This window comes from Melaminivora jejuensis (assembly GCF_017811175.1).
Taxonomy (GTDB): Bacteria; Pseudomonadota; Gammaproteobacteria; order Burkholderiales; family Burkholderiaceae_C; genus Melaminivora; species Melaminivora jejuensis.
On record NZ_JACWIJ010000002.1, the window covers coordinates 3,614,659 to 3,633,091 of the forward strand.

At 69.9% G+C, this 18,433-nt stretch carries 14 protein-coding genes and 1 pseudogene; 11 read left to right on the forward strand and 4 right to left on the reverse strand.

Annotation, left to right across the window (positions count from 1 at the left end):
• The first annotated feature begins 129 nt into the window (after nucleotides 1-129).
• The 10 genes from corA (at nucleotide 130) to IDM45_RS16945 (ending at nucleotide 11,381) form a co-directional block, all read left to right on the forward strand.
• The gene (corA, locus tag IDM45_RS16900) at nucleotides 130-1,269 is read left to right on the forward strand and encodes a magnesium/cobalt transporter CorA (protein WP_209423880.1); all 1,140 of its coding nucleotides are present in this window, start codon (nucleotides 130-132) and stop codon (nucleotides 1,267-1,269) included.
• Between the two features lie 198 nt (nucleotides 1,270-1,467).
• Nucleotides 1,468-2,160, forward strand: a complete 693-nt coding sequence (locus tag IDM45_RS16905) for a glycosyltransferase family 2 protein (RefSeq protein WP_209423881.1) — start codon at nucleotides 1,468-1,470, stop codon at nucleotides 2,158-2,160.
• A complete protein-coding gene (locus IDM45_RS16910; protein ID WP_209423882.1) occupies nucleotides 2,157-3,275 on the forward strand; it encodes an acyl-CoA dehydrogenase family protein in 1,119 nt (372 codons plus the stop codon). The genes IDM45_RS16905 and IDM45_RS16910 overlap by 4 nt, the downstream gene beginning before the upstream one ends.
• Complete coding sequence (locus tag IDM45_RS16915; RefSeq protein ID WP_232653677.1) at nucleotides 3,272-4,030, forward strand: PIG-L deacetylase family protein; 759 nt, start codon at nucleotides 3,272-3,274, stop codon at nucleotides 4,028-4,030. Before IDM45_RS16910 ends, IDM45_RS16915 begins: the two co-directional genes overlap by 4 nt.
• Before the next feature lie 13 nt (nucleotides 4,031-4,043).
• Complete coding sequence (locus IDM45_RS16920; RefSeq protein WP_209423884.1) at nucleotides 4,044-4,649, forward strand: SAM-dependent methyltransferase; 606 nt, start codon at nucleotides 4,044-4,046, stop codon at nucleotides 4,647-4,649.
• Between the two features lie 101 nt (nucleotides 4,650-4,750).
• Nucleotides 4,751-5,029 (forward strand): hypothetical protein, encoded by a 279-nt coding sequence (locus tag IDM45_RS16925; protein ID WP_209423885.1) that lies wholly within the window; start codon nucleotides 4,751-4,753, stop codon nucleotides 5,027-5,029.
• Between the two features lie 249 nt (nucleotides 5,030-5,278).
• On the forward strand, nucleotides 5,279-8,767 hold the full coding sequence (locus IDM45_RS16930; protein WP_232653675.1) for a response regulator: 3,489 nt from the start codon (nucleotides 5,279-5,281) through the stop codon (nucleotides 8,765-8,767).
• Between the two features lie 36 nt (nucleotides 8,768-8,803).
• Entirely contained in the window at nucleotides 8,804-9,637 is an 834-nt protein-coding gene (locus IDM45_RS16935) for a CheR family methyltransferase (RefSeq protein ID WP_209423887.1), read from the forward strand.
• Nucleotides 9,634-10,218, forward strand: a complete 585-nt coding sequence (locus IDM45_RS16940; RefSeq protein ID WP_209423888.1) for a chemotaxis protein CheB — start codon at nucleotides 9,634-9,636, stop codon at nucleotides 10,216-10,218. Before IDM45_RS16935 ends, IDM45_RS16940 begins: the two co-directional genes overlap by 4 nt.
• Nucleotides 10,215-11,381 carry a hybrid sensor histidine kinase/response regulator gene (locus tag IDM45_RS16945; protein ID WP_408631655.1) on the forward strand — a complete coding sequence of 389 codons (1,167 nt, stop codon included), beginning with the start codon at nucleotides 10,215-10,217 and terminating at the stop codon, nucleotides 11,379-11,381. Before IDM45_RS16940 ends, IDM45_RS16945 begins: the two co-directional genes overlap by 4 nt.
• A 64-nt stretch (nucleotides 11,382-11,445) precedes the next feature.
• Here IDM45_RS16945 and IDM45_RS16950 read toward each other — a convergent pair whose 3' ends face one another.
• On the reverse strand, nucleotides 11,446-11,826 hold the full coding sequence (locus tag IDM45_RS16950; RefSeq protein ID WP_209423889.1) for a response regulator: 381 nt from the start codon (nucleotides 11,824-11,826) through the stop codon (nucleotides 11,446-11,448).
• A 224-nt stretch (nucleotides 11,827-12,050) separates the two neighbouring features.
• Here IDM45_RS16950 and IDM45_RS16955 point away from each other — a divergent pair, with 224 nt between their 5' ends.
• The gene (locus tag IDM45_RS16955) at nucleotides 12,051-12,725 is read left to right on the forward strand and encodes a DsbA family oxidoreductase (protein WP_209423890.1); all 675 of its coding nucleotides are present in this window, start codon (nucleotides 12,051-12,053) and stop codon (nucleotides 12,723-12,725) included.
• A 190-nt stretch (nucleotides 12,726-12,915) separates the two neighbouring features.
• Here IDM45_RS16955 and IDM45_RS16960 read toward each other — a convergent pair whose 3' ends face one another.
• The 3 genes and pseudogenes from IDM45_RS16960 to IDM45_RS16970 all read right to left on the reverse strand — a co-directional run bounded on the left by IDM45_RS16960 (nucleotide 12,916) and on the right by IDM45_RS16970 (nucleotide 18,315).
• Entirely contained in the window at nucleotides 12,916-13,428 is a 513-nt protein-coding gene (locus IDM45_RS16960) for a CreA family protein (RefSeq protein ID WP_209423891.1), read from the reverse strand.
• Nucleotides 13,425-16,039: pseudogene (gene cphA / locus IDM45_RS16965) on the reverse strand (cyanophycin synthetase). Before cphA ends, IDM45_RS16960 begins: the two are co-directional and overlap by 4 nt.
• A 104-nt stretch (nucleotides 16,040-16,143) precedes the next feature.
• A complete protein-coding gene (locus IDM45_RS16970) occupies nucleotides 16,144-18,315 on the reverse strand; it encodes a cyanophycin synthetase (RefSeq protein ID WP_209423892.1) in 2,172 nt (723 codons plus the stop codon).
• Between the last annotated feature and the right edge of the window lie 118 nt (nucleotides 18,316-18,433).

Genomic DNA, 18,433 nt, shown 5'->3' on the forward strand with positions numbered 1-18,433 from the left:
TCATTTGCAAACAAAACCGCCTCAAACCCTTGAGGGATAAGCGGTAGCTGCTATCAATTTTTCAGCTCCTAGCAGCTGTTGTGCTGCCGGCTGACCCGCCCAGGCAGACCTGCATGGCATCCTGATGGCGTGAAGCACCCCATCACCACCCGTTTGCGCGCCCTGCGCCGGCAGGCGCTGCGCCGCCGCACCAATCGCCCCGGCAGTGCGCCGGGTTCCTTCGCCGCCGCTGCTCGCCCGCACGAGGGCGCAGCCCCCGCACCCGCACAATCCCTGCTGCTGCACTACGCCGGCACGGGCGATGTCCACGAGCAGCCGGGCGCCGCCATCGAGGCCGCTGGAGCAGCCGCTGCAGCCGCCGATCAGACGCCTGGCGTCGTCTGGCTGCACCTGCAGGGGATGCCTAGCGCGCAGCAGTTGCAGGATTTGCAACAGGCCTTCGGCCTGCACCCGCTGGCGCTCGAAGACGTGCTGCACCGGGGCCAGCGCGCCAAGGCCGAGGCCTACGACGCCCACCAGTTCGTCATCCTGAATCTGGTGCGGCGCGACAGCCAGGATGAGGTCTGCCAGGTCGATCAGCTCAGCCTGTTCCTGGGGAGCAACTTCGTGGTCAGCATCCACGACGGCGAGCGCGACGTGTTCGAGCCGGTGCGCCAGCGCATTCGCGCCGGCGGCAAGATCCGCCGCCTGGGCGCGGACTATCTGCTGTATGCGCTGCTGGACACCATCGTGGACTCGGGCTTTCCGCTGCTCGACGCGCTGGGCGACGAGCTGGAGGCGCTGGAGGACGAGATCTTGCTCGACGCCAACCAGGAGGCGCGCAACCGGCTGCACTACGCCAAGCGCGAGCTGATCGTCATGCGCCGCGCCTGGTGGCCGCAGCGCGAGGTCATCGCGGCCCTGATGCGCGACGACGCGCCCTGCATCAACGAGGCCACGCGCGTCTATCTGCGCGACTGCCACGACCACAGCGTGGTCATCATCGACTTCGTCGAAACCTACCGCGAGATGGCCTCCAGCCTGCTGGACGTGTATCTGTCGGCGGTCAGCCAGCGCATGAACAACATCATGAAGGCGCTCACCGTGGTGGCCACCATCTTCCTGCCGCTGACCTTCATTACCGGCCTGTACGGCATGAACTTCGACACCGCCAGCCGCTGGAACATGCCCGAGCTGCACTGGCGCTACGGCTATCTGTACGTGCTGGCGCTCATGAGCGCCATCGTGGCCGGGATGCTCTGGTTCTTCCGGCGCCGGGCCTGGCTGTAGTTGCGTTGCACAAGCAACTGTGCTGCCATGCCATCCTGCGGCGCACCGGCGGATGCGCCGGCGGCGCATGGCCGCAGCACGGCTTGTCCTACAGGGGCGCCGGGGGGTGCTTTCTAGCATCGCGCCATCCCGAATCGACCAGCTTGCGCCCATGTCCTTGCCATTCCTGCCCGCCCGTGCTCCGTCCAGGAGCGCCGCATGATTGCCGCCATCGTCCCCGCGCACAACGAGGAGATGCGCCTGGGCGAATGCCTGCGTTCGCTGAGCCGGGCCGGCGCTTGCACGCAGCTGGGCGGCGAGGAGGTGCGCATCATCGTGGTGCTGGACGATTGCCGAGATGGCACGGCCCGCATTGCCCAGGGCTGGCCGGTGCAGGTCATCGGGCTGCGCGCGCGCAATGTGGGCCTGGCGCGTGCGCTGGGTGCCGCAGTCGCGCTGGCGCAGGGTGCGCGCTGGCTCAGCTTCACCGATGCCGACAGCGTGGTGGCGCCCGACTGGATCGCCGCGCAGTTGGGCGAGGCCGCGCACTGCGTTTGCGGCACCGTCGAGGTGGCGGATTGGAGTGCCGGCGACAGCGGCTTGCGCACCCGGTACGAGAGTCGTTATCGCGATGCGCCTGGCCACCGCCATATCCACGGCGCCAACCTTGGGGTATGCGCACGCGCCTACGAGCGCGCCGGCGGTTTTGCGCCGCTGCGCGCCCATGAGGATGTGGCGCTGGTGCGCGCCCTGCAGGCCAGCGGCGCCCGCATTGCCTGGTCGAACCGGCCCCGCGTGCAGACCAGCGCCCGGCTGGACTGCCGGGCGCCCGAGGGTTTTGGCGCGCATCTGGCCAGGCTGCGCCAGCAGGTGCAGGGCGCAGCGTTCATCGCCCTGGAGGGCTGGGCATGAGCGCACAGACAGCGCGCCCGGCGCATTCGGCACACCCTGCGACTGGGGCTGCAGTGGTTGCTCAGCCGCTGGTGGCGTGCCTGCAACAGGCGCTGGAGCGCGACGGCGCCAGCGCCAGCGGCCCGCCAGCAGCCCGGTTGCGCCGGCTGGTCGAGCTGGGCCTGGATGCGCTGCCGCTGCCGGCCCGAGGCGCCACGCTGGCGCGCTGGCAGGCCCTGGCCGCCGTGGGCGCCAGCGACCTGTCCCTGGCCAAGCTGTACGAGGGCCATACCGACGCCCTGGCCATCCTGCATGAACTGTGGGCAGGACAGGCCGCGCTGGAGCCGGGGCTGGCTCGGGATGTGCCCCGGCTGTGGGCCGTCTGGGCTGCCGAGGCGCCCCACGCCCGTGTCCACCTGGAACCGGACGAGAGCGCTGCCACAGCGCGCATCAGCGGCACCAAGGCCTGGTGCTCGGGCGCTGCCGATGTCAGCCATGCCCTGCTGACCGCGTGGGCGCCGGATGCCCAGGCGCCGCAACTGGTGGCCGTGGCGCTGCGCCAGCCCGGCGTCGATATCGACCCGCAGCCCTGGCAGGCCGTCGGCATGGCGGCCAGTGCCAGCGCCAGCGTGGGGTTTCACGAAGTGCCGGTCACGCTGGTCGGCGCGCCCGGTGCCTATCTGCAGCGGCCCGGTTTCTGGCAGGGCGGTGCCGGTGTAGCCGCCTGCTGGCATGGTGCGGCAGTGGCGCTGGCGCAGGCCTTGCAGCGCGCGGCACAACAGGCGGCGGACAGGCCGCAGACGCAATTCCTGCTGGCCGCTCTGGGCCGTGTGGATGTGGCCCTGGCCAGCACGGCGGCACTGCTGCGCGAGGGTGCGGCCTGGCTGGACACCCATCCGGCGGCGGATGCCCGGCTGGTGGCGCTGCGCGTGCGCCAAGCTGTCGAAGCCTGCGCCCGGCTGGTGCTCGACGAGACCTGCCGCGCCCTGGGCGCTGCGCCGCTGTGCCTGGACGCCGGCTTTGCGCGCCGTGCAGCCGATCTGCCGGTCTTCATCCGGCAAAGCCACGGCGCGCGCGACGATGCCGCCCTGGGCGATGCGCTGCGCACGCTGGCCGAGCCGGGATGGCTGCTATGAACGACATCCGCCATCCCGCCGCGCGCCGCATTGCCGCACCGCGTATCGCGCCTGCCGTCTGGCAGTCCTGGCTGGGGCGGCATGTGCGGGTCTGCCGCGAACCGCTGCTCGATCCGAGCCGGCGCCTGGTGGTCATCGCCCCGCACCCGGACGATGAGGTGCTGGCCTGCGCCCTGCTGATGCAGCAGCACGCAGCCTGCGGCGGGGCGCTGCACCTGGTGGCGGTGACCGACGGCGAGGCCAGCCACGGCGAGACCGGCCAGGGCGTGCGCTGGCTGGCCAGGCTGCGCGACAGCGAGCGCTGCGCTGGTCTGGCGCGCCTGCACCTGCTGCACATGCCGATCACCCGCCTGCACCTGCCCGATGGCGGCGTAGCCCAGGCCGGTTCGCGTCTGCACGCCGCGCTGCAACAGCTGCTGCGGCCCGGCGATACCTTGCTGACCACCTGGCGCCTGGATGGCCACCCCGATCACGAATGCTGCGGCCGCGTGGCTGCCGACCTGGCGTGGCGCCTGGGGCTGGAATTGCTGCAGGCGCCGGTGTGGATGTGGCACTGGGCCAGCCCGGGGGCGCCGGGCATACCCTGGCAGCGCCTGTGCGCGCTGCCAGCCACGCGCCAGGCCGTCCGGGCCAAGATCGCAGCCCTGCGTGCCCATCACTCGCAGTGGCTGCCGCGCTCGCCGCAGCTGCCGCCGGTGCTCGATGACGCCATCATCGAGCGCGCGCACTGGCAGCATGAATATTTCTTCGTCTGAGAACGTGATCGCGATGCAGCACGAATGGCACGTCCGGCGTTTCGACGAGCTGTATCGCTGCAGCCCCGACCCGTGGGCGCTGGAGGGCAGCTGGTACGAGCAGCGCAAGCGCGCCCTGGTGCTGGCCAGCCTGCCGCAGGCGCGCTACGCCAGCGCCTTCGAGCCGGGCTGCGCGCAGGGCCTGCTGACCCGGGAGCTGGCCGCGCGCTGCGATCGCCTGCTGGCCAGCGATTGCTCGCCCCGGGCGCTGGCCAATGCGCGTGAGCGCCTGCGCCAGCAGACCCATGTGGAGCTTGTCCAGGGAGCGCTGCCGGATCAGTGGCCGGCAGGGCACTTCGATCTGCTGGTCTTGAGCGAGCTGCTGTACTACCTGGCCCCGACCGACCTCGACAGGCTGCTGGCCCGGCTGCTGGCCCTGTCCGAAGGGCCGCTGACCGTGCTGGCCTGCCATTGGCGCCATCCGATCGCCGGCTGCGCCCTGAGTGGGGCGCAAGTCCACGAGTGCCTGCGCGCTGCGCTGCCCTGGACACTGGCGTGCAGCGTTGCGGATGCCGATTTCGTGCTCGACGTGTGGACGCGCCAGAGCGCCAGCCTGGCGGCGGCGGAGGGCCGGATCTGATTTCTGCGGGCGGTGCGCGCCTGTCCTACAGGGCCTTGCGCGCTGCCGGCCTTGGATGGGCGGCCTGTCCTTGCCAAGCTCCACAGGACAGGAGCCTTGCCATGACACACCCTTTGACCCCTCCCTCCCTTGATGAGCGGCTGGCCGCCGCCGAGCGCGCGCGTATGCGTGATCGGGGGCATTTCAATCAGTACGGCCTGCGCATCGACTCCCGGCCCGATGAGGCCGACCGCGCCAACCCCGGCACGGGCGCCCAGGCGCGGCGCTATGGCGCTGGAGGTGATCTGTCCACCTACGCCAACCGCGCGCACGGCGTGCAGACGCAGCAATTGCCCGATGAGGCCTCCTCCGATGCGCCGGCCAGCCGGGCTGCGCCCTGAGGGGGCGCAAGCCATGTCCGCTCCCGCCCCGCAGCCGGCGCCCCAGCCCCCCTGGCCGGACACCATCCCGATCGAAGACCCGCCGGCGCAGCCCGTCGATGTGCCGGTAGTCGATCCCCCGGCGCACCATTGAACAGCCGTTCCACCCGGGTCAATACCTGAGCAATTGGCTGGCACGGCACCTCGCCCTACAGGCGCACGGGCCGGGCCTCCCTATCATCGCGCGGCATTCCTTACCGCAAGTCATCCATGCCCGCTTCCTCGCTACCTCCCCGGCCCACCGTACGGCCTGGCTCCGGCTTGCCCGTGCGCATGTTGACCGGATTCGCCCTGGCTGCCGTGGCCGCCATGCTGATTGCCGTGCTGACCTGGCGCTCCAGCGAAGACCGCGCCGAAGTGGTGGCCGAGATGAACACCACGGTGGACGCCATCGCCCAGGTGCAGCTGGTCTGGGCACACGTCAAGAACGCTGAGTCGGCATTGCGCGGCTTCCTGCTGACCAATGACGAAGAGCTGCTGAACATCTATACCGTGGCGCAGGCAGCATTGCCGCTGGAGCTGGACAAGCTGCAGGGCTTCACCCGTGGCTTGCTGGTGCGCAAGCAGCGCGCCGACCAGCTCCAGGGCCTGATCAACAAGGAAATGCTGGAGCTGGCGCGTGCCTTGCAACTGCAACGCCAGGGCCAGAGCGAGGCAGCGGTGGCCGTCCTGCGCAACGACGCGCGCGTCATCATGGAGAGCACGCGCAATGCCGTGCGCGACCTGCTGGCCGACGAGCGCCAGGACTTGCAGGAGCGGCGCACCGCCTGGGAGAGTGCCTTCGGCACTGCCAACTATCTGGTCTGGGGCAGCACCGCCATCTTGCTGGTGTTGATCTGTGGCTGGGGCTGGCTGGCCATTGCCGAGCACCGCTCGCGCGAGCGCGAGAGCTGGATCAAGAGCGGCCTGGTGGGCATGGGCGTGCGCGTGCAGGGCGAGCAGCGTATGCATGAGCTGGCGCCCGCCGTGCTGGAATACCTGGCCTGGTGGCTCGATGCCCGGGTGGGCGCCATGTATGCCTCGCAGGGGCATGGCAGCTATGAGCGCGTGGGTGTGTTCGCCATGCAGCCGCAAAGCGCCGCAGCTGTCATCCACCCGGGCGAGGGGCTGATCGGGCAGGCGCTGCAATCGCGCCGCCTGATGCAGGTGCGCGACGTGCCTGCCGAGTATCTGCCGGTGGGTTCGGCCACCGGCCGCAGCGCCCCCAGGGAGCTGGTGATCATGCCCATCACCCTGGGCGGGGCGGTGCTGGCGGTGGTCGAGCTGGGCCTGTTCTCGCCACTGGGCGAGGAGGGCATCGAATTCCTGCGCCGCGCCGAGGAGCAACTGGCCCAGGCGGTGCGCGCAGCGTTCGACCGCGCGCGCCTGCAGGGCCTGCTCGACGAGACGCAGCGCCAGTCCGAGGAGCTGCAGGCCCAGCAGGAAGAGCTGCGCGTGAACAACGAGGAGCTGGAGCAGCAAAGCCGGGCACTGCAGGAGTCGCAGTCGCAGCTGCTGGCGCAGCAGACCAACCTGGAGGAGTCCAACGCGCAGCTCGAAGAGCAGGCACAGGAGCTGGAATACCAGAAGGAGCAGCTGCTGCGCACCCAGGACACGCTGCAGAACCAGGCCCAGGAGCTGACCCAGGTCAGCCAGTACAAGAGCGAGTTCCTGGCCAACATGAGCCACGAGCTGCGCACGCCGCTCAACTCCAGCCTGATCCTGTCCAAGCTGCTGGCCGACAACAAGGCCGGCAATCTGACGCCCGAGCAGGTGCGCTACGCCCAGACCATCCACAGCGCCGGCAACGACCTGCTGGCGCTGATCAACGACATCCTGGATCTGGCCAAGATCGAGGCCGGGCAGACGCGCATGGAAATCGACGATGTATCGCTGGCGCGGCTGGTGCATCAGGTGGTCGAGCCGCTCAAGCCACTGGCGCAGGAAAAAGGCCTGCGGCTGGAAGTCGAGATCGAGCCGGGCGTGCCCGAGCGCATCCAGTCCGACGAGCAGCGCATCGCGCAAATCCTGAAGAACCTGCTGTTCAACGCGCTCAAGTTCACCGAGCAGGGCGAGGTGCGCCTGCGCGTCTATGCCAGCGCGCCAGGCAGCGTCAGCCTGGCGGTGCGCGATACCGGCATCGGCATTGCCGCAGATCAGCAGGAGCAGATGTTCGAGGCCTTCCGCCAGGCCGACGGCAGCATGCACCGCAAATATGGCGGCACGGGGCTGGGCCTGTCGATCTCGCGCAACCTGGCGCAGCTGCTGGGCGGCAGCATCGGCGTGCAAAGCACCCTGGGCGAAGGCAGTGTGTTCACGCTGACCCTGCCGCTGGCCGCACCGCTGGGCCTGTCCGATGAGCCGCTGCCGATCATGGCGCCAGCGCTGCAGCCAGCCCTGCACGGCGGGCAGAGCGTCGAATCCAGGCCGCTGATCGATGCGATGGGTGCGGCAGGCGCAGCCGATACGCCGGGCAGGCCGGATGTGCCGGACGCCATGCCGCTGGACGACCGCGCGCACATCGAACCGGGCCGGCGCCTGATCCTGGTCATCGAGGACGACCCCCATTTCGCGCGCATCCTGTACGACCTGGTGCATGAGATGGACTTCCAGTGCATCGCCACCTCCAGTGGCCGTGAGGGCCTGGAGCTGGCGCACCAGCACCTGCCCAGCGGCGTGCTGCTGGACATGAACCTGCCCGACTACTCGGGCCTGGGCGTGCTCGATCAGCTCAAGCACGACCCGGCCACGCGCCATATCCCGGTGCATGTGATTTCGGTGGCCGACTATTCGCAAAAGGCGCTGGAGCAGGGCGCCGTGGGCTACGCGCTCAAGCCCGTGCAGCGCGACGAGCTGGTGCAGGCGCTCGAACGCATGGAAGCCAAGTTCAGCGACGGTATGCGCCGCCTGCTGGTGGTCGAGGATGACCAGCGCCAGCGCGAGAGCGTGTGCGCCCTGCTGGCCGCCGACGGCGTGCAGATCGACAGCGCCGCCAATGCGCAGCAAGCGCTGGCGCTGCTGCGCGGCGGCACCTTCGACTGCATGGTGATGGATCTGAACCTGCCCGACCTGTCGGGCTACGAGTTGCTCAAGCAGATGGCCGAGGAAGAGGGGATGCCGTTTCCGCCGGTCATCGTCTATACGGGCCGCTCGCTGTCGCGCCAGGAGGAGCAGGAGCTGCGCCGCTATTCCAAGTCCATCATCATCAAGGACGTGCGCTCGCCCGAGCGGCTGCTCGATGAGGTCACGCTGTTTCTGCACCAGGTGGAGTCGTCGCTGCCGGCTGACCGCCAGCGCCTGCTGCAGCGCGCGCGCGACCGCGAGGAGGCCTTCGACGGGCGCACCATCCTGGTGGTGGAAGATGACGTGCGCAACATCTTCGCCCTGTCCAGCGTGCTGGAGCCCACCGGCGCGCGCGTGCAGATCGCCCGCAATGGCCGCGAGGCGCTGGAGCAGCTGGCCCAGGCCGGTGCGGAAGGGCGCCCCGGCGTCGATCTGGTGCTGATGGACATCATGATGCCGGAGATGGACGGCCTCACCGCCATGCGCGAGATCCGAAAGCGCCCCGAGTGGCGCCGCCTGCCCATCATCGCGCTCACCGCCAAGGCCATGAAGGACGACCAGGAAAAATGCCTGGCCGCCGGTGCCAGCGACTACATCGCCAAGCCGCTGGATGTGGAAAAGCTCCTGTCGCTGGTGCGCGTGTGGATGCCCAAGTGAACCCCGCCCCAGCCCCCCACGATCCGCAGCGTCAACGTGCCCCATATCCGTAAAACCGCCGACATCGAGCAGGAGCTGCTGGTCGAGGCCATCTACCGGCGCTACCACTATGACTTTCGCGGCTACGCCCAGGCCTCGCTGCGCCGGCGGCTGCAGACGGCGCTGACGCGCTTCAACTGCGCCTCGCTGTCGCAGCTGCAGCACCTGGTGCTGCACGACCCAGCGGTGTTCCCGGCGCTGCTGCAGTACCTGACGGTGCAGGTCAGCGACATGTTCCGCGACCCGCAGTACTTCCGCGCGCTGCGCGACAAGGTGCTGCCCATCCTGCGCACCTACCCCTCGCTCAAGATCTGGATCGCCGGCTGCAGCTCGGGCGAGGAGGTCTGGTCTATGGCCATCCTGCTGCGCGAGGAGGGGCTGCTGGAGCGCTCGCTGATCTATGCCACCGACATCAACGCCGCCGCCCTGCAAAAGGCCGAGGCCGGGGTGTACGACATCGAGCGCGTGCCCGGCTTCACGGACAACCACGCCCGCTCGGGCGGCACCGGCTCGCTGTCCGAGCACTACAGCGCCGCCTACGGGCGCGTGGTCTTCGACAAGAGCCTGCGCCGGCACATCGTGTTCTCCGACCACAGCCTGGCCACCGACAGCGTGTTTGCCGAGATGCAGCTCATCTCCTGCCGCAACGTGCTGATCTACTTCGACCGGCCGCTGCAGGATCGCGCCGTCGGGCTGTTCAGCGAGTCGCTGTGCCGGCGCGGCTTCCTGGGCCTGGGCAGCAAGGAGTCGCTGCGCTTTTCCGCGCACGGCGGGCAGTTCGATGAGTTCGTGGCCAGCGAGCGCATCTACCAGAAAAAGGCCGAGGTATGAGCGCCGCGCCCCCGTCGGCCATCGTCATCGGCGGCTCCGCCGGCAGCATCGAGGCGCTGGGCGAAATCCTGCCGGCGCTGGCGCCGGCGCTGCCCGCCTGCGTCATCGTCGCCTTACACCTGCCGCGCGAGCAGCCCAGCTTGCTGGGCGACATCTTTGCGCCGTGCTGCCGCCTGCCGGTGTGCGAGGCCCAGGACAAGGAGCCGCTGGTGGCCGGCCACATCTACTTTGCGCCGCCCGACTACCATTTGCTGGTCGATGCCGGGCCGGCGCTGGCGCTGTCCATCGACCCGCCGGTGCATTTTTCGCGTCCGGCCATCGACGTGCTGTTCGAGTCTGCCGCCCACGCCTATGGCCAGCGGCTGGTGGCGGTATTGCTGTCGGGCGCCAATGCCGATGGCGCGCGCGGCCTGCTGGCCGTGCAGCGCGCCGGCGGCACCACGCTGGTGCAGGCGCCCGACAGCGCCTACGCCGCTGCCATGCCGCAGGCGGCACTGGCCCTGCTGACGCCCGACCATGTGCTGACACCGCAGGCCATGGCCGGCGTGCTTCACCAACTGCTTTGCGGGAGGAATCCGTGATCTTTGCCGCCCCTTCGCCCTGCGGCGCCGACGGCCACCCGGCTGCCCCTGCAGTCGCGCACACGCGGGTCAAATGCCTGTTGGTGGACGACATCCCGGAAAACCTGGTGGCCCTGGAAGCGCTGCTGCACAGCGAGGATGTGGACATCCTCAAGGCGTCTTCCGGCCCGGCGGCGCTGGAGCTGCTGCTGATCCACAGCGACGTGGCACTGGCGCTGCTGGACGTGCAGATGCCCGAGATGAACGGCTTCGAGCTGGCCGAGCTGATCCGCGGCTCCGAGCGCACGCGCCACATCCCGCTGATCTTCATGACCGCCGGCGCGCACGACCAGCGCCGGCAGTTCCGTGGCTACGAAAGCGGCGCCGTGGACTTTCTCTACAAGCCCATCGACCCGCACACGCTGCTGACCAAGGCGCGCGTGTTCTTCGACCTGCAGCGGCAAAAGCGCGCCCTGGCCTACCAACTGCAGCAGCGCACCGAGGAGCTGTACATCAACGAGATGTTCATGGCCGTGCTGGGGCACGACCTGCGCACGCCGCTGTCGGCCATCCTGGCCACCGCCGCCATGCTGCAGCGCCCGCTGCCGCCCGAGAAGGTGCAATTGCTGGCGGCCAAGGCGCAGCAGGCCGGACAGCGTATGCAGTCCATGATCGAGGATCTGCTGGATGTGACGCGCGCGCGCCAGAACGGCGGCCTGGTCATGCTGGTGGCGCCGGTCGATCTGGCGCAGCAGGCCGAGAGCGTGGTGCAGGAGGTGCGCGCCGCCCATCCGCAGCGCGAACTGCTGCTGCGCCGCAGCGGCAACCTGTCGGGTTCGTGGGACGCCGCGCGCCTGGGCCAGGTGCTGGCCAACTTACTGTCCAACGCCATGCACCACGGCACGCCGCAGCAGCCGGTGGAGCTGCAGCTCGATGGTGCGGCAGCGGACACCGTGGTGCTGCGCGTGACCAATGGCGGCGAGATCCCGGCGGCGCTGCTGCCGCGTCTGTTCGAGCCCTTCCGGGGCCGCCAGGGCAGCACCAGCGAGCACAAGGGCCTGGGGTTGGGCCTGTTCATCGTGCGCCAGATCGTGCAGGCGCATGGCGGCTGCATCGAGGCCGATTGCCAGGATGGGCGCACCTGCTTCACCGTGCGGCTGCCGCGCACGCCGCTGGCGCAGTGAGCGTGCCGTGCCGCGCGCCGGGCGCACGACTGCCCAGGCGGGCTGCGGCCCGTCTGGCGCCGGCTCAGGCCACGCCGCTGCCCTGGCCCTGCAGCCGGGCCTGTATGTCGTCGAGCAGCTCCTCCAGCGCCGTGATGTCGAAAGGCTTGTGCAGCACGCGCACCTGCGGGCTGTCCAAGGCCGGCTCGCCCTGCAGGGCATGGCCGGTACACAGCACGACGTGGCGCTGCGGGTCGGCGTGCAGCAGCCTGCGGCACAGCTCGATGCCGCTCAGGCCGGGCAGGCTGACATCGCTGACCACCAGATCGAAAGGCCCTTGCTGTTGCTCGTGCTGCAGGGCCTGCTCGGCATCGGCGCAGGCCACGATGGTGCGCCCCGGGCCTTCCATCAGCATGGCGATGGTCTCGCGCAGTTCAGGGCTGTCTTCGACGTACAGGATGTGCAATGGATACCTCGGGCAGGAATGAAAGATGAGCGGCTGGCTGTGGCCGGACAGCTCCATTGTGGGCCGGTGCGCGACGGCGCTGCTGTAGGACAGCTCCCTGCGGCAGGTCAAAAAATACCAGTCAAAACAGCCTTAAAGCCTTTGCTGACAAGCGCTGATAGCTATATTTTAAGTAGCCTCCCAGACCATCCCCCTGCCGCCACCCCTCTTCAGGAGTCATCGCCATGAACACCCCGCCTGCCACGCCCGCCGTCCTGCACATCGACTTCGTCTCCGACCTGGTCTGCCCCTGGTGCGCCATTGCCTTCAGGACGCTGGAGCAGGTGGGCCAGCGCCTGGCCGGGCAGATCGAGCTGGTCTGGCGCACCCAGCCCTTCGAGCTCAACCCCGGCCTGGGCGCGCCGGGCGAGGAGCTGGTCGCGCACCTGGGTGCCAAGTACGGCGGCACGCCGGCGCAGTTCGAGCAGATGCACCAGACGATTGCCGCGCGCGGGCGCGAGGTCGGGCTGGAGTTCGACCTGCAGCGGCGCACGCATATCTACAACACCTTCGATGCGCACCGCCTGCTGTTCTGGCTGGGGCGCGAGGGCCAGGCCGGACAGCAGCACGCGCTGGAGGGCGCGCTGTTCGCGGCCTATTTCAGCCAGGGCGAGAACCCGGGCGCGCACGCCGTGCTGCTGCGCCTGGCGGGCGAGCTGGGGCTGGACGTGGCGCGCGCCGCCCAGGTGCTGGAAGGGGACGAGTTCGCCGCCGAGGTGCGCGAGCGCGAGCGCCACTGGCAGGCGCAGGGCATCCATTCGGTGCCGGCGGTCATCGTCGAGGGCCGGCACCTGATCCAGGGCGGGCAACCGGCGGCGGTGTTCGAGCGGGCGCTGCGGCAGATTGCGCAGCAGGGGTGAGGGAGATTGCTCCTCTTTCAATAGCTATCAGCGCTTGACTGGCAAGGGTTTGAAGCGTTTTTATTCTTTTTTCCGGGGGGCAGGGGGTGGCTGGTGCTGGCGGGCCATGTTGCGCGGCCAGCGTCGCCGGCCCTCACCCCAGCCCTCTCCCAGAGGGAGAGGGAGCAGGGCCGGGGAGCGGGGACGGGCGTCACTTCACCGGTATCGGCGTCTCGCGCGGCACCGGCACGGCGGTCAGGCTGTTTTGCGGCGAGCCGTCGATCAGCTTGTCCGAGTACGACAGATAGACCAGGGTGTTGCGCTGGCTGTCCACCATGCGCACCACGCGCAGGCGCTTGAACAGAATCGACATGCGCTCGGAAAAGACCTGCTGCTGGCGCGGCAGCGGCTTGTCGAAGCTGATCGGCCCGACCTGGCGGCAGGCGATCGAGGCTTCAGCGCGATCCTCGGCCAGGCCCAGCGTGCCCTTGATGCCGCCGGTGCGCGCGCGCGAGACGTAGCAGGTCACGCCGGCCACCAGCGGATCGTCGTAGGCCTCGACCACGATGTCATGGTCGCGCCCCAGCCACTGGAAGGCCGTGTCCACGCTGCCGATGCGCTCGGTCGGTGCAGCGGCGGCGCCGCCAGCGCCCAGCAGCACGGCCAGCGCGGCAGCGGCCAGCGCAGGATGCGCAGGGCGCAGGGGCCGGGCCGGCGCCTTCATGCCTGCCCCGCCGCTGCCAGCGACGTGGCCGAAGCCGCCGCCGTTGCCTCGGCGCAGCGCCGCTGCAGGTGCGCCAGGGCCTGCTCCACCTGATCGACCAGCACCAGGCACAGGTCGCCCGGCGCCAGGCGCGCCAGCGCGTGGTCGATGGCGGCGAATTCGCCCTGGATTTCGGTCACGTAGCTGGCGCGCTCCGCCCCTGCAGGCCGCGCCGCAACAGCGCCAGCACCTCGCCGTCGGCGCGCCCGCGCTGGCAGGCGTCCTGGTACAGCACCACGTCGTCGAACACGCCGCCCAGGATTTGCGTCTGCTCGGTGATGTCCTCATCGCGCCGGTCGCCGGCACCGGAGATCACCACGCTGCGCCGCGCCGCCGGCATGGCCTGCACGGCCTGCACCAGGGCGCGCATGGCGTCCGGGTTGTGGCCGTAGTCGGCAATCACCGTGGCGCCGGCGTGATCGAGCACGTTGAAGCGCCCGGGAGCGTTGTCGCTGTCGTTCAGAAAACTCGCCAGGCCACGGCGGATAGTTTCCCAGGGCAGGCCGGCGGCCCAGGCGGCGGCGATCGAGGCCATGGCGTTTTCCACCTGGAAGCCGATGCTGCCGGCGCGCGTGAGCGGGATGTCGCGCAGCAGCACGCTCTCGCGCCACGAGCCTTCGGCGGCCACGATGTGCTCGCCATCGACATAGACCACGCGACTGCCCTGCGCCCGGTGCGTGGCCATGACGGGGTGGTGGCGCTCGGCGGCGAAGTAGATGACCCGGCCCGGGCAGACGCTGGCCATGGCGGCTACGTGCGGATCGGCGGCGTTGAGCACGGCCCAGCCGTCCGGCGCCACGTTGCTCACGATGACGCGCTTGAGCACGGCCACGTCCTCCACCGTGGTGATGAAGTTCAGCCCCAGGTGGTCGCCGGCGCCGACATTGGTCACCACCGCCACCTGGCAGCGGTCAAAGCCCAGGCCCTCGCGCAGGATGCCGCCGCGTGCGCATTCCAGCACCGCTGCGTCCACCTCGGGATGGAACAGCACGTTGCGCGCGCTCTTGGGGCCGGAGCAGTCGCCGCTGTCGATCTGCCGGCCATTGGCCCATACGCCGTCGGTGTTGGTCATGCCGGTGCGCAGGCCGTGCGCGGCCAGCAGGTGGTTGATCAGCCGCGTGGTGGTGGTCTTGCCATTGGTGCCGGTGACGGCAATCAAGGGGATGCGCCCATCGTCGCCGGGCGCAAACAGCGCGTCGATCATGGGAGCGCCGACATTGCGTGGCCGCCCGAACGAGGGCGACAGGTGCATCCGCAGGCCTGGCGCGGCGTTGACCTCGACGATGCCGCCGTTTTGCTCCTCCAGCGGGCGCAGCATGGTCTCGCACACCACGTCCACGCCGCAGATGTGCAGGCCTATGGTTTGCGCGGCCTCGACGGCGCGCGCGGCAATGTCCGGGTGTACGTCGTCGGTCACGTCGGTGGCGCTGCCGCCGGTGGACAGGTTGGCGTTGTTGCGCAGCACCACGCGCTGGCCCTGCGCTGGCACCGACTCCGGCGTCAGGCCCTCGGCGGCCAGGCGGGCCAGGGCGATGTCGTCCAGCCGGATGCGCGTGAGCGCCGTGCCGTGGCCGCTGCCCCGGCGCGGATCCTGGTTCACGCTGTCCACCAGCTCGCGCACCGTGTGCTGGCCGTCGCCCAGCACCTGCGGCGGGTCGCGCCGGGCGGCGGCGACCATCTGGCTGCCCACCACCAGCAGGCGAAAGTCGTGGCCGGGCAGGAAGCGCTCGACCATGATCTCGTCGCCATGCTCGCGCGCTGCGGCCCAGGCCGCCTCCAGTTGCGTGCGCGAGGTGATGTTGACGGTGACGCCCTTGCCCTGGTTGCCGTCCTGGGGCTTGACGACCACCGGCAGGCCGACTTCCTCGGCCACGCGCCAGGCATCCTGCACATTGGCCACAGGCCGGCCCAGCGGCACCGGCACACCGGCGGCGTGCAGCAATCGCTTGGTCAAATCCTTGTCCTGGGCGATGGACTCGGCCACGGCGCTGGTCGCATCCAGCTCGGCGGCCTGGATGCGCCGCGCGCGCGCGCCCCAGCCCAGTTGCACCAGCGAGCCGCTGGTCAGGCGCCGAAACGGAATGCCGCGCGCCACGGCGGCATCGACCAGCGAGCCGGTGGACGGGCCGATGCGCTCGTCCTCGTCCAGCTCGCGCAGCCGGGCGATCAGCGCCTCGGCGTCGAAGGGCGCATCGGCCAGCGCTGCCTGGATCAGCGCGCCGGCCTGCTCCATGGCCAGCCGGCCCACGGCTTCCTCGGTGTATTCGACGATGACCTGCCAGGTGCCAGGCTCGGGCGTGCGCGCCGTGCGGCTGAAGGTGACCGGGCAGCCGGCCTGGGCCTGCAACTGCAGTGCGGCGGCTTCGAGCACGTGGGCCAGGGTCAGCACGTTGTCGGCGCCGTGCGGCTGCAGCGCGCCGATGGCCGGAAAGCGCGCGCGCAGCCGGTCTTCGAAGCCGGGCAGGGCGGCGTGATTGCACTCGCCGGCGCCGCACTGCACGATGGCCTCGATGGCGGTGCTGCGCGTCCAGAGGTTGGGGCCGCGCAGGGCGCGGATACGGATGATGTCCATAAAGGGTCTCTTTTCAAGCCAAATGGGCTTCCAGGCCTTGTGTATCAAGCGCGGGCAGCTATGGTTTTTGATGGTTGCAGTCGTGCGTCGTGCGTAATGGCACGCTACACGCTGCCCTCGAACGTCTTGATGCCGGCGGCGATCAGCTCGGGCGTGATGTCCAGCGCCCAGGCGGCAGCGACGGCGGCCAGCAGGGCGCTCGTGTCTGGCTGCTGGCCGCCGGGCAGGCACAGGGCGGCCAGCGTGCCCAGCACGCGCTCGCTGGCGCCGCTGGCCAGGATGACCTGCGCGTCGCGCACGAACACCGCCCGGCCCTCGCCATCCGCGCGGTGCGCGGCCAGGCGCGGGTTGTCCGCGTGCAGCGAGTACAGCAGCACCTCGCCATCGCACAGCTCGGCCAGCCCGGCCACCGGCTCGATGTCGGCGTTGAGCACGCCGGCGCCTTCGGCCAGCACCACGTCGATCTGCGTGCGCAGCACGCGGCGCATCTGGCCGATCTCGGTGATGTCGTGGTCGGCCAGCTGCTCGAAGCCGTCCATGTCGGTGACCACGCCGACCAGGCAGCGGTCATAGGCCAGCCCTTCGTCGAGGATGGAGCGCGCCGTGGTCTGGATGACGGCGGCTTCGGCCAGGCGGTTGGTCAGCAGGCGGTGCGCGCCGGCCCAGTGCGCGGCGCTGCTGGTCTGCGTGCGGCGGCTGGCCAGCACCATGCCCTCGCTGCAGGCCACGCCGGTGAGCTTGCCCGACAGCTGCAGCAGCCAGCCCACCAGGCGCGCCGTGAAGGCGTTGCCCTGCGTGCCGACGATGCCGACGATGGGGATGCGCCCGGCGTGGCCGGCGCCCTCGCCGCGCGGGAACAGGTGATCGACGATGGCCATGCCCACCGGGCGCGGCGCGCCGGCCGTGGGCTTGAGGTGCATCAACAGGCCCGGGCCGGCGTTGACCTCCAGGATGGCGCCGCCCTGGGCGGCCATGGGCTGGGACACGTCCTTCAGGATCATGTCCATGCCGGCGATGTCCAGGCCGACGATTCTTGCCGCCAGCTGGGCGTAATAGGCCACGTCCGGGTGTACGTCGTCGGTGCAGTCGATGGCCATGTTGCCGTTTCTTTGCAGCAGTACGCTGCGGCCTGGCTCGATCACGCTGTCGGGGCTCACGTCCTGGCGGCGCAATTCGAGCTGCACGGCGGGGGCGTCCACGTCGATGGGGCTCAAGGGGTATTCCTGCTCGATGCCCCGGCGCGGATCCTGGTTCTCGATGGCCACCAGCTCGGCCAGCGTGGCGCGGCCATTGCCCGTGACGCTCACCGTCTCGCCCTTGCAGGCAGCGACGACCTTGCCGCCCACCACCAGCAGGCGGTGCTCGATGCCCTCGATGAAGCGCTCGACGATGACTTCCGAGCCTTCCGGCTCGGCCAGGGCAAACGCTGCCTTGATGTCGGCCTCGCGCGTGAGCTCCAGCGTCACGCCGCGCGCATGGTTGCCGTCGCTGGGCTTGACGGTGACGGGCAGGCCGATGTCCTGGGCCACCTGCCAGGCCTGCTCGGCGCTGGCCACGACCTGGCCCTGCGGCACCGGCACGCCGCACGAGGCCAGCAGCCGCTTGGTGAAGTCCTTGTCCTGGGCGATGCCTTCGGCAATCGCGCTGGTCTGGTCGCTCTCGGCTGTCCAGATGCGCCGCTGCGCCGCGCCGTAGCCCAGTTGCACCAGGTTGCCGTCGTTCAGGCGGATGTGCGGAATGCGCCGCTCGCTGGCCGCGTCCACGATGCAGCCGGTGCTGGGGCCGAGGTAGCGGTCGTCGATGGCGGTCTTGATGTCCTGGATGGCCGCCTTGAGGTCGAACGGCTGGTCGTTGATGGCCGCCATGATCAGGCGATGGCCCTGGGCCAGCGCCACGCGCGCCACCGCCTCCTCGGGGCAGCGAAAGACCATGCGATAGACGCCGCGCCGCGAGGTCTCGCGCGTCTGGCCGAACTCGGCCGGCATTCCCGAGAGGTTGAGCAGCTCGATGATGATGTGCTCCAGCACATGGCCGCACCAGGTGCCGCCCTCCAGGCGCTGCAGAAAGCCGCCGCGCTCGCCCACGCCGCAGTGGTGCTCGATCAGGTCGGGCAGCCAGCTGGTCAGGCGCTGGTTAAAGCCGGGCAGCAGGTTGGAGGGGTAGTCCTCCAGCTCCTGCAAATCCAGCCAGACTTCGAGGATGGGACGGTAAGTCCAGACGCTGGGGCCGCGCAGGAAGTTGACGCGCAGCAGTTGGATGTCTTGGAAGGTGGCCATGAAAGCTGAGGGGAAGGCGCGCAGGGCGCGAAAGGTGGCGCAGCGGAAGTTGCGCGCCGGCAAAAGTATGGCCCCGATCAGGGCCGGGCGCTGTCAGCCGCCGGCTGGCGTGGGCCGT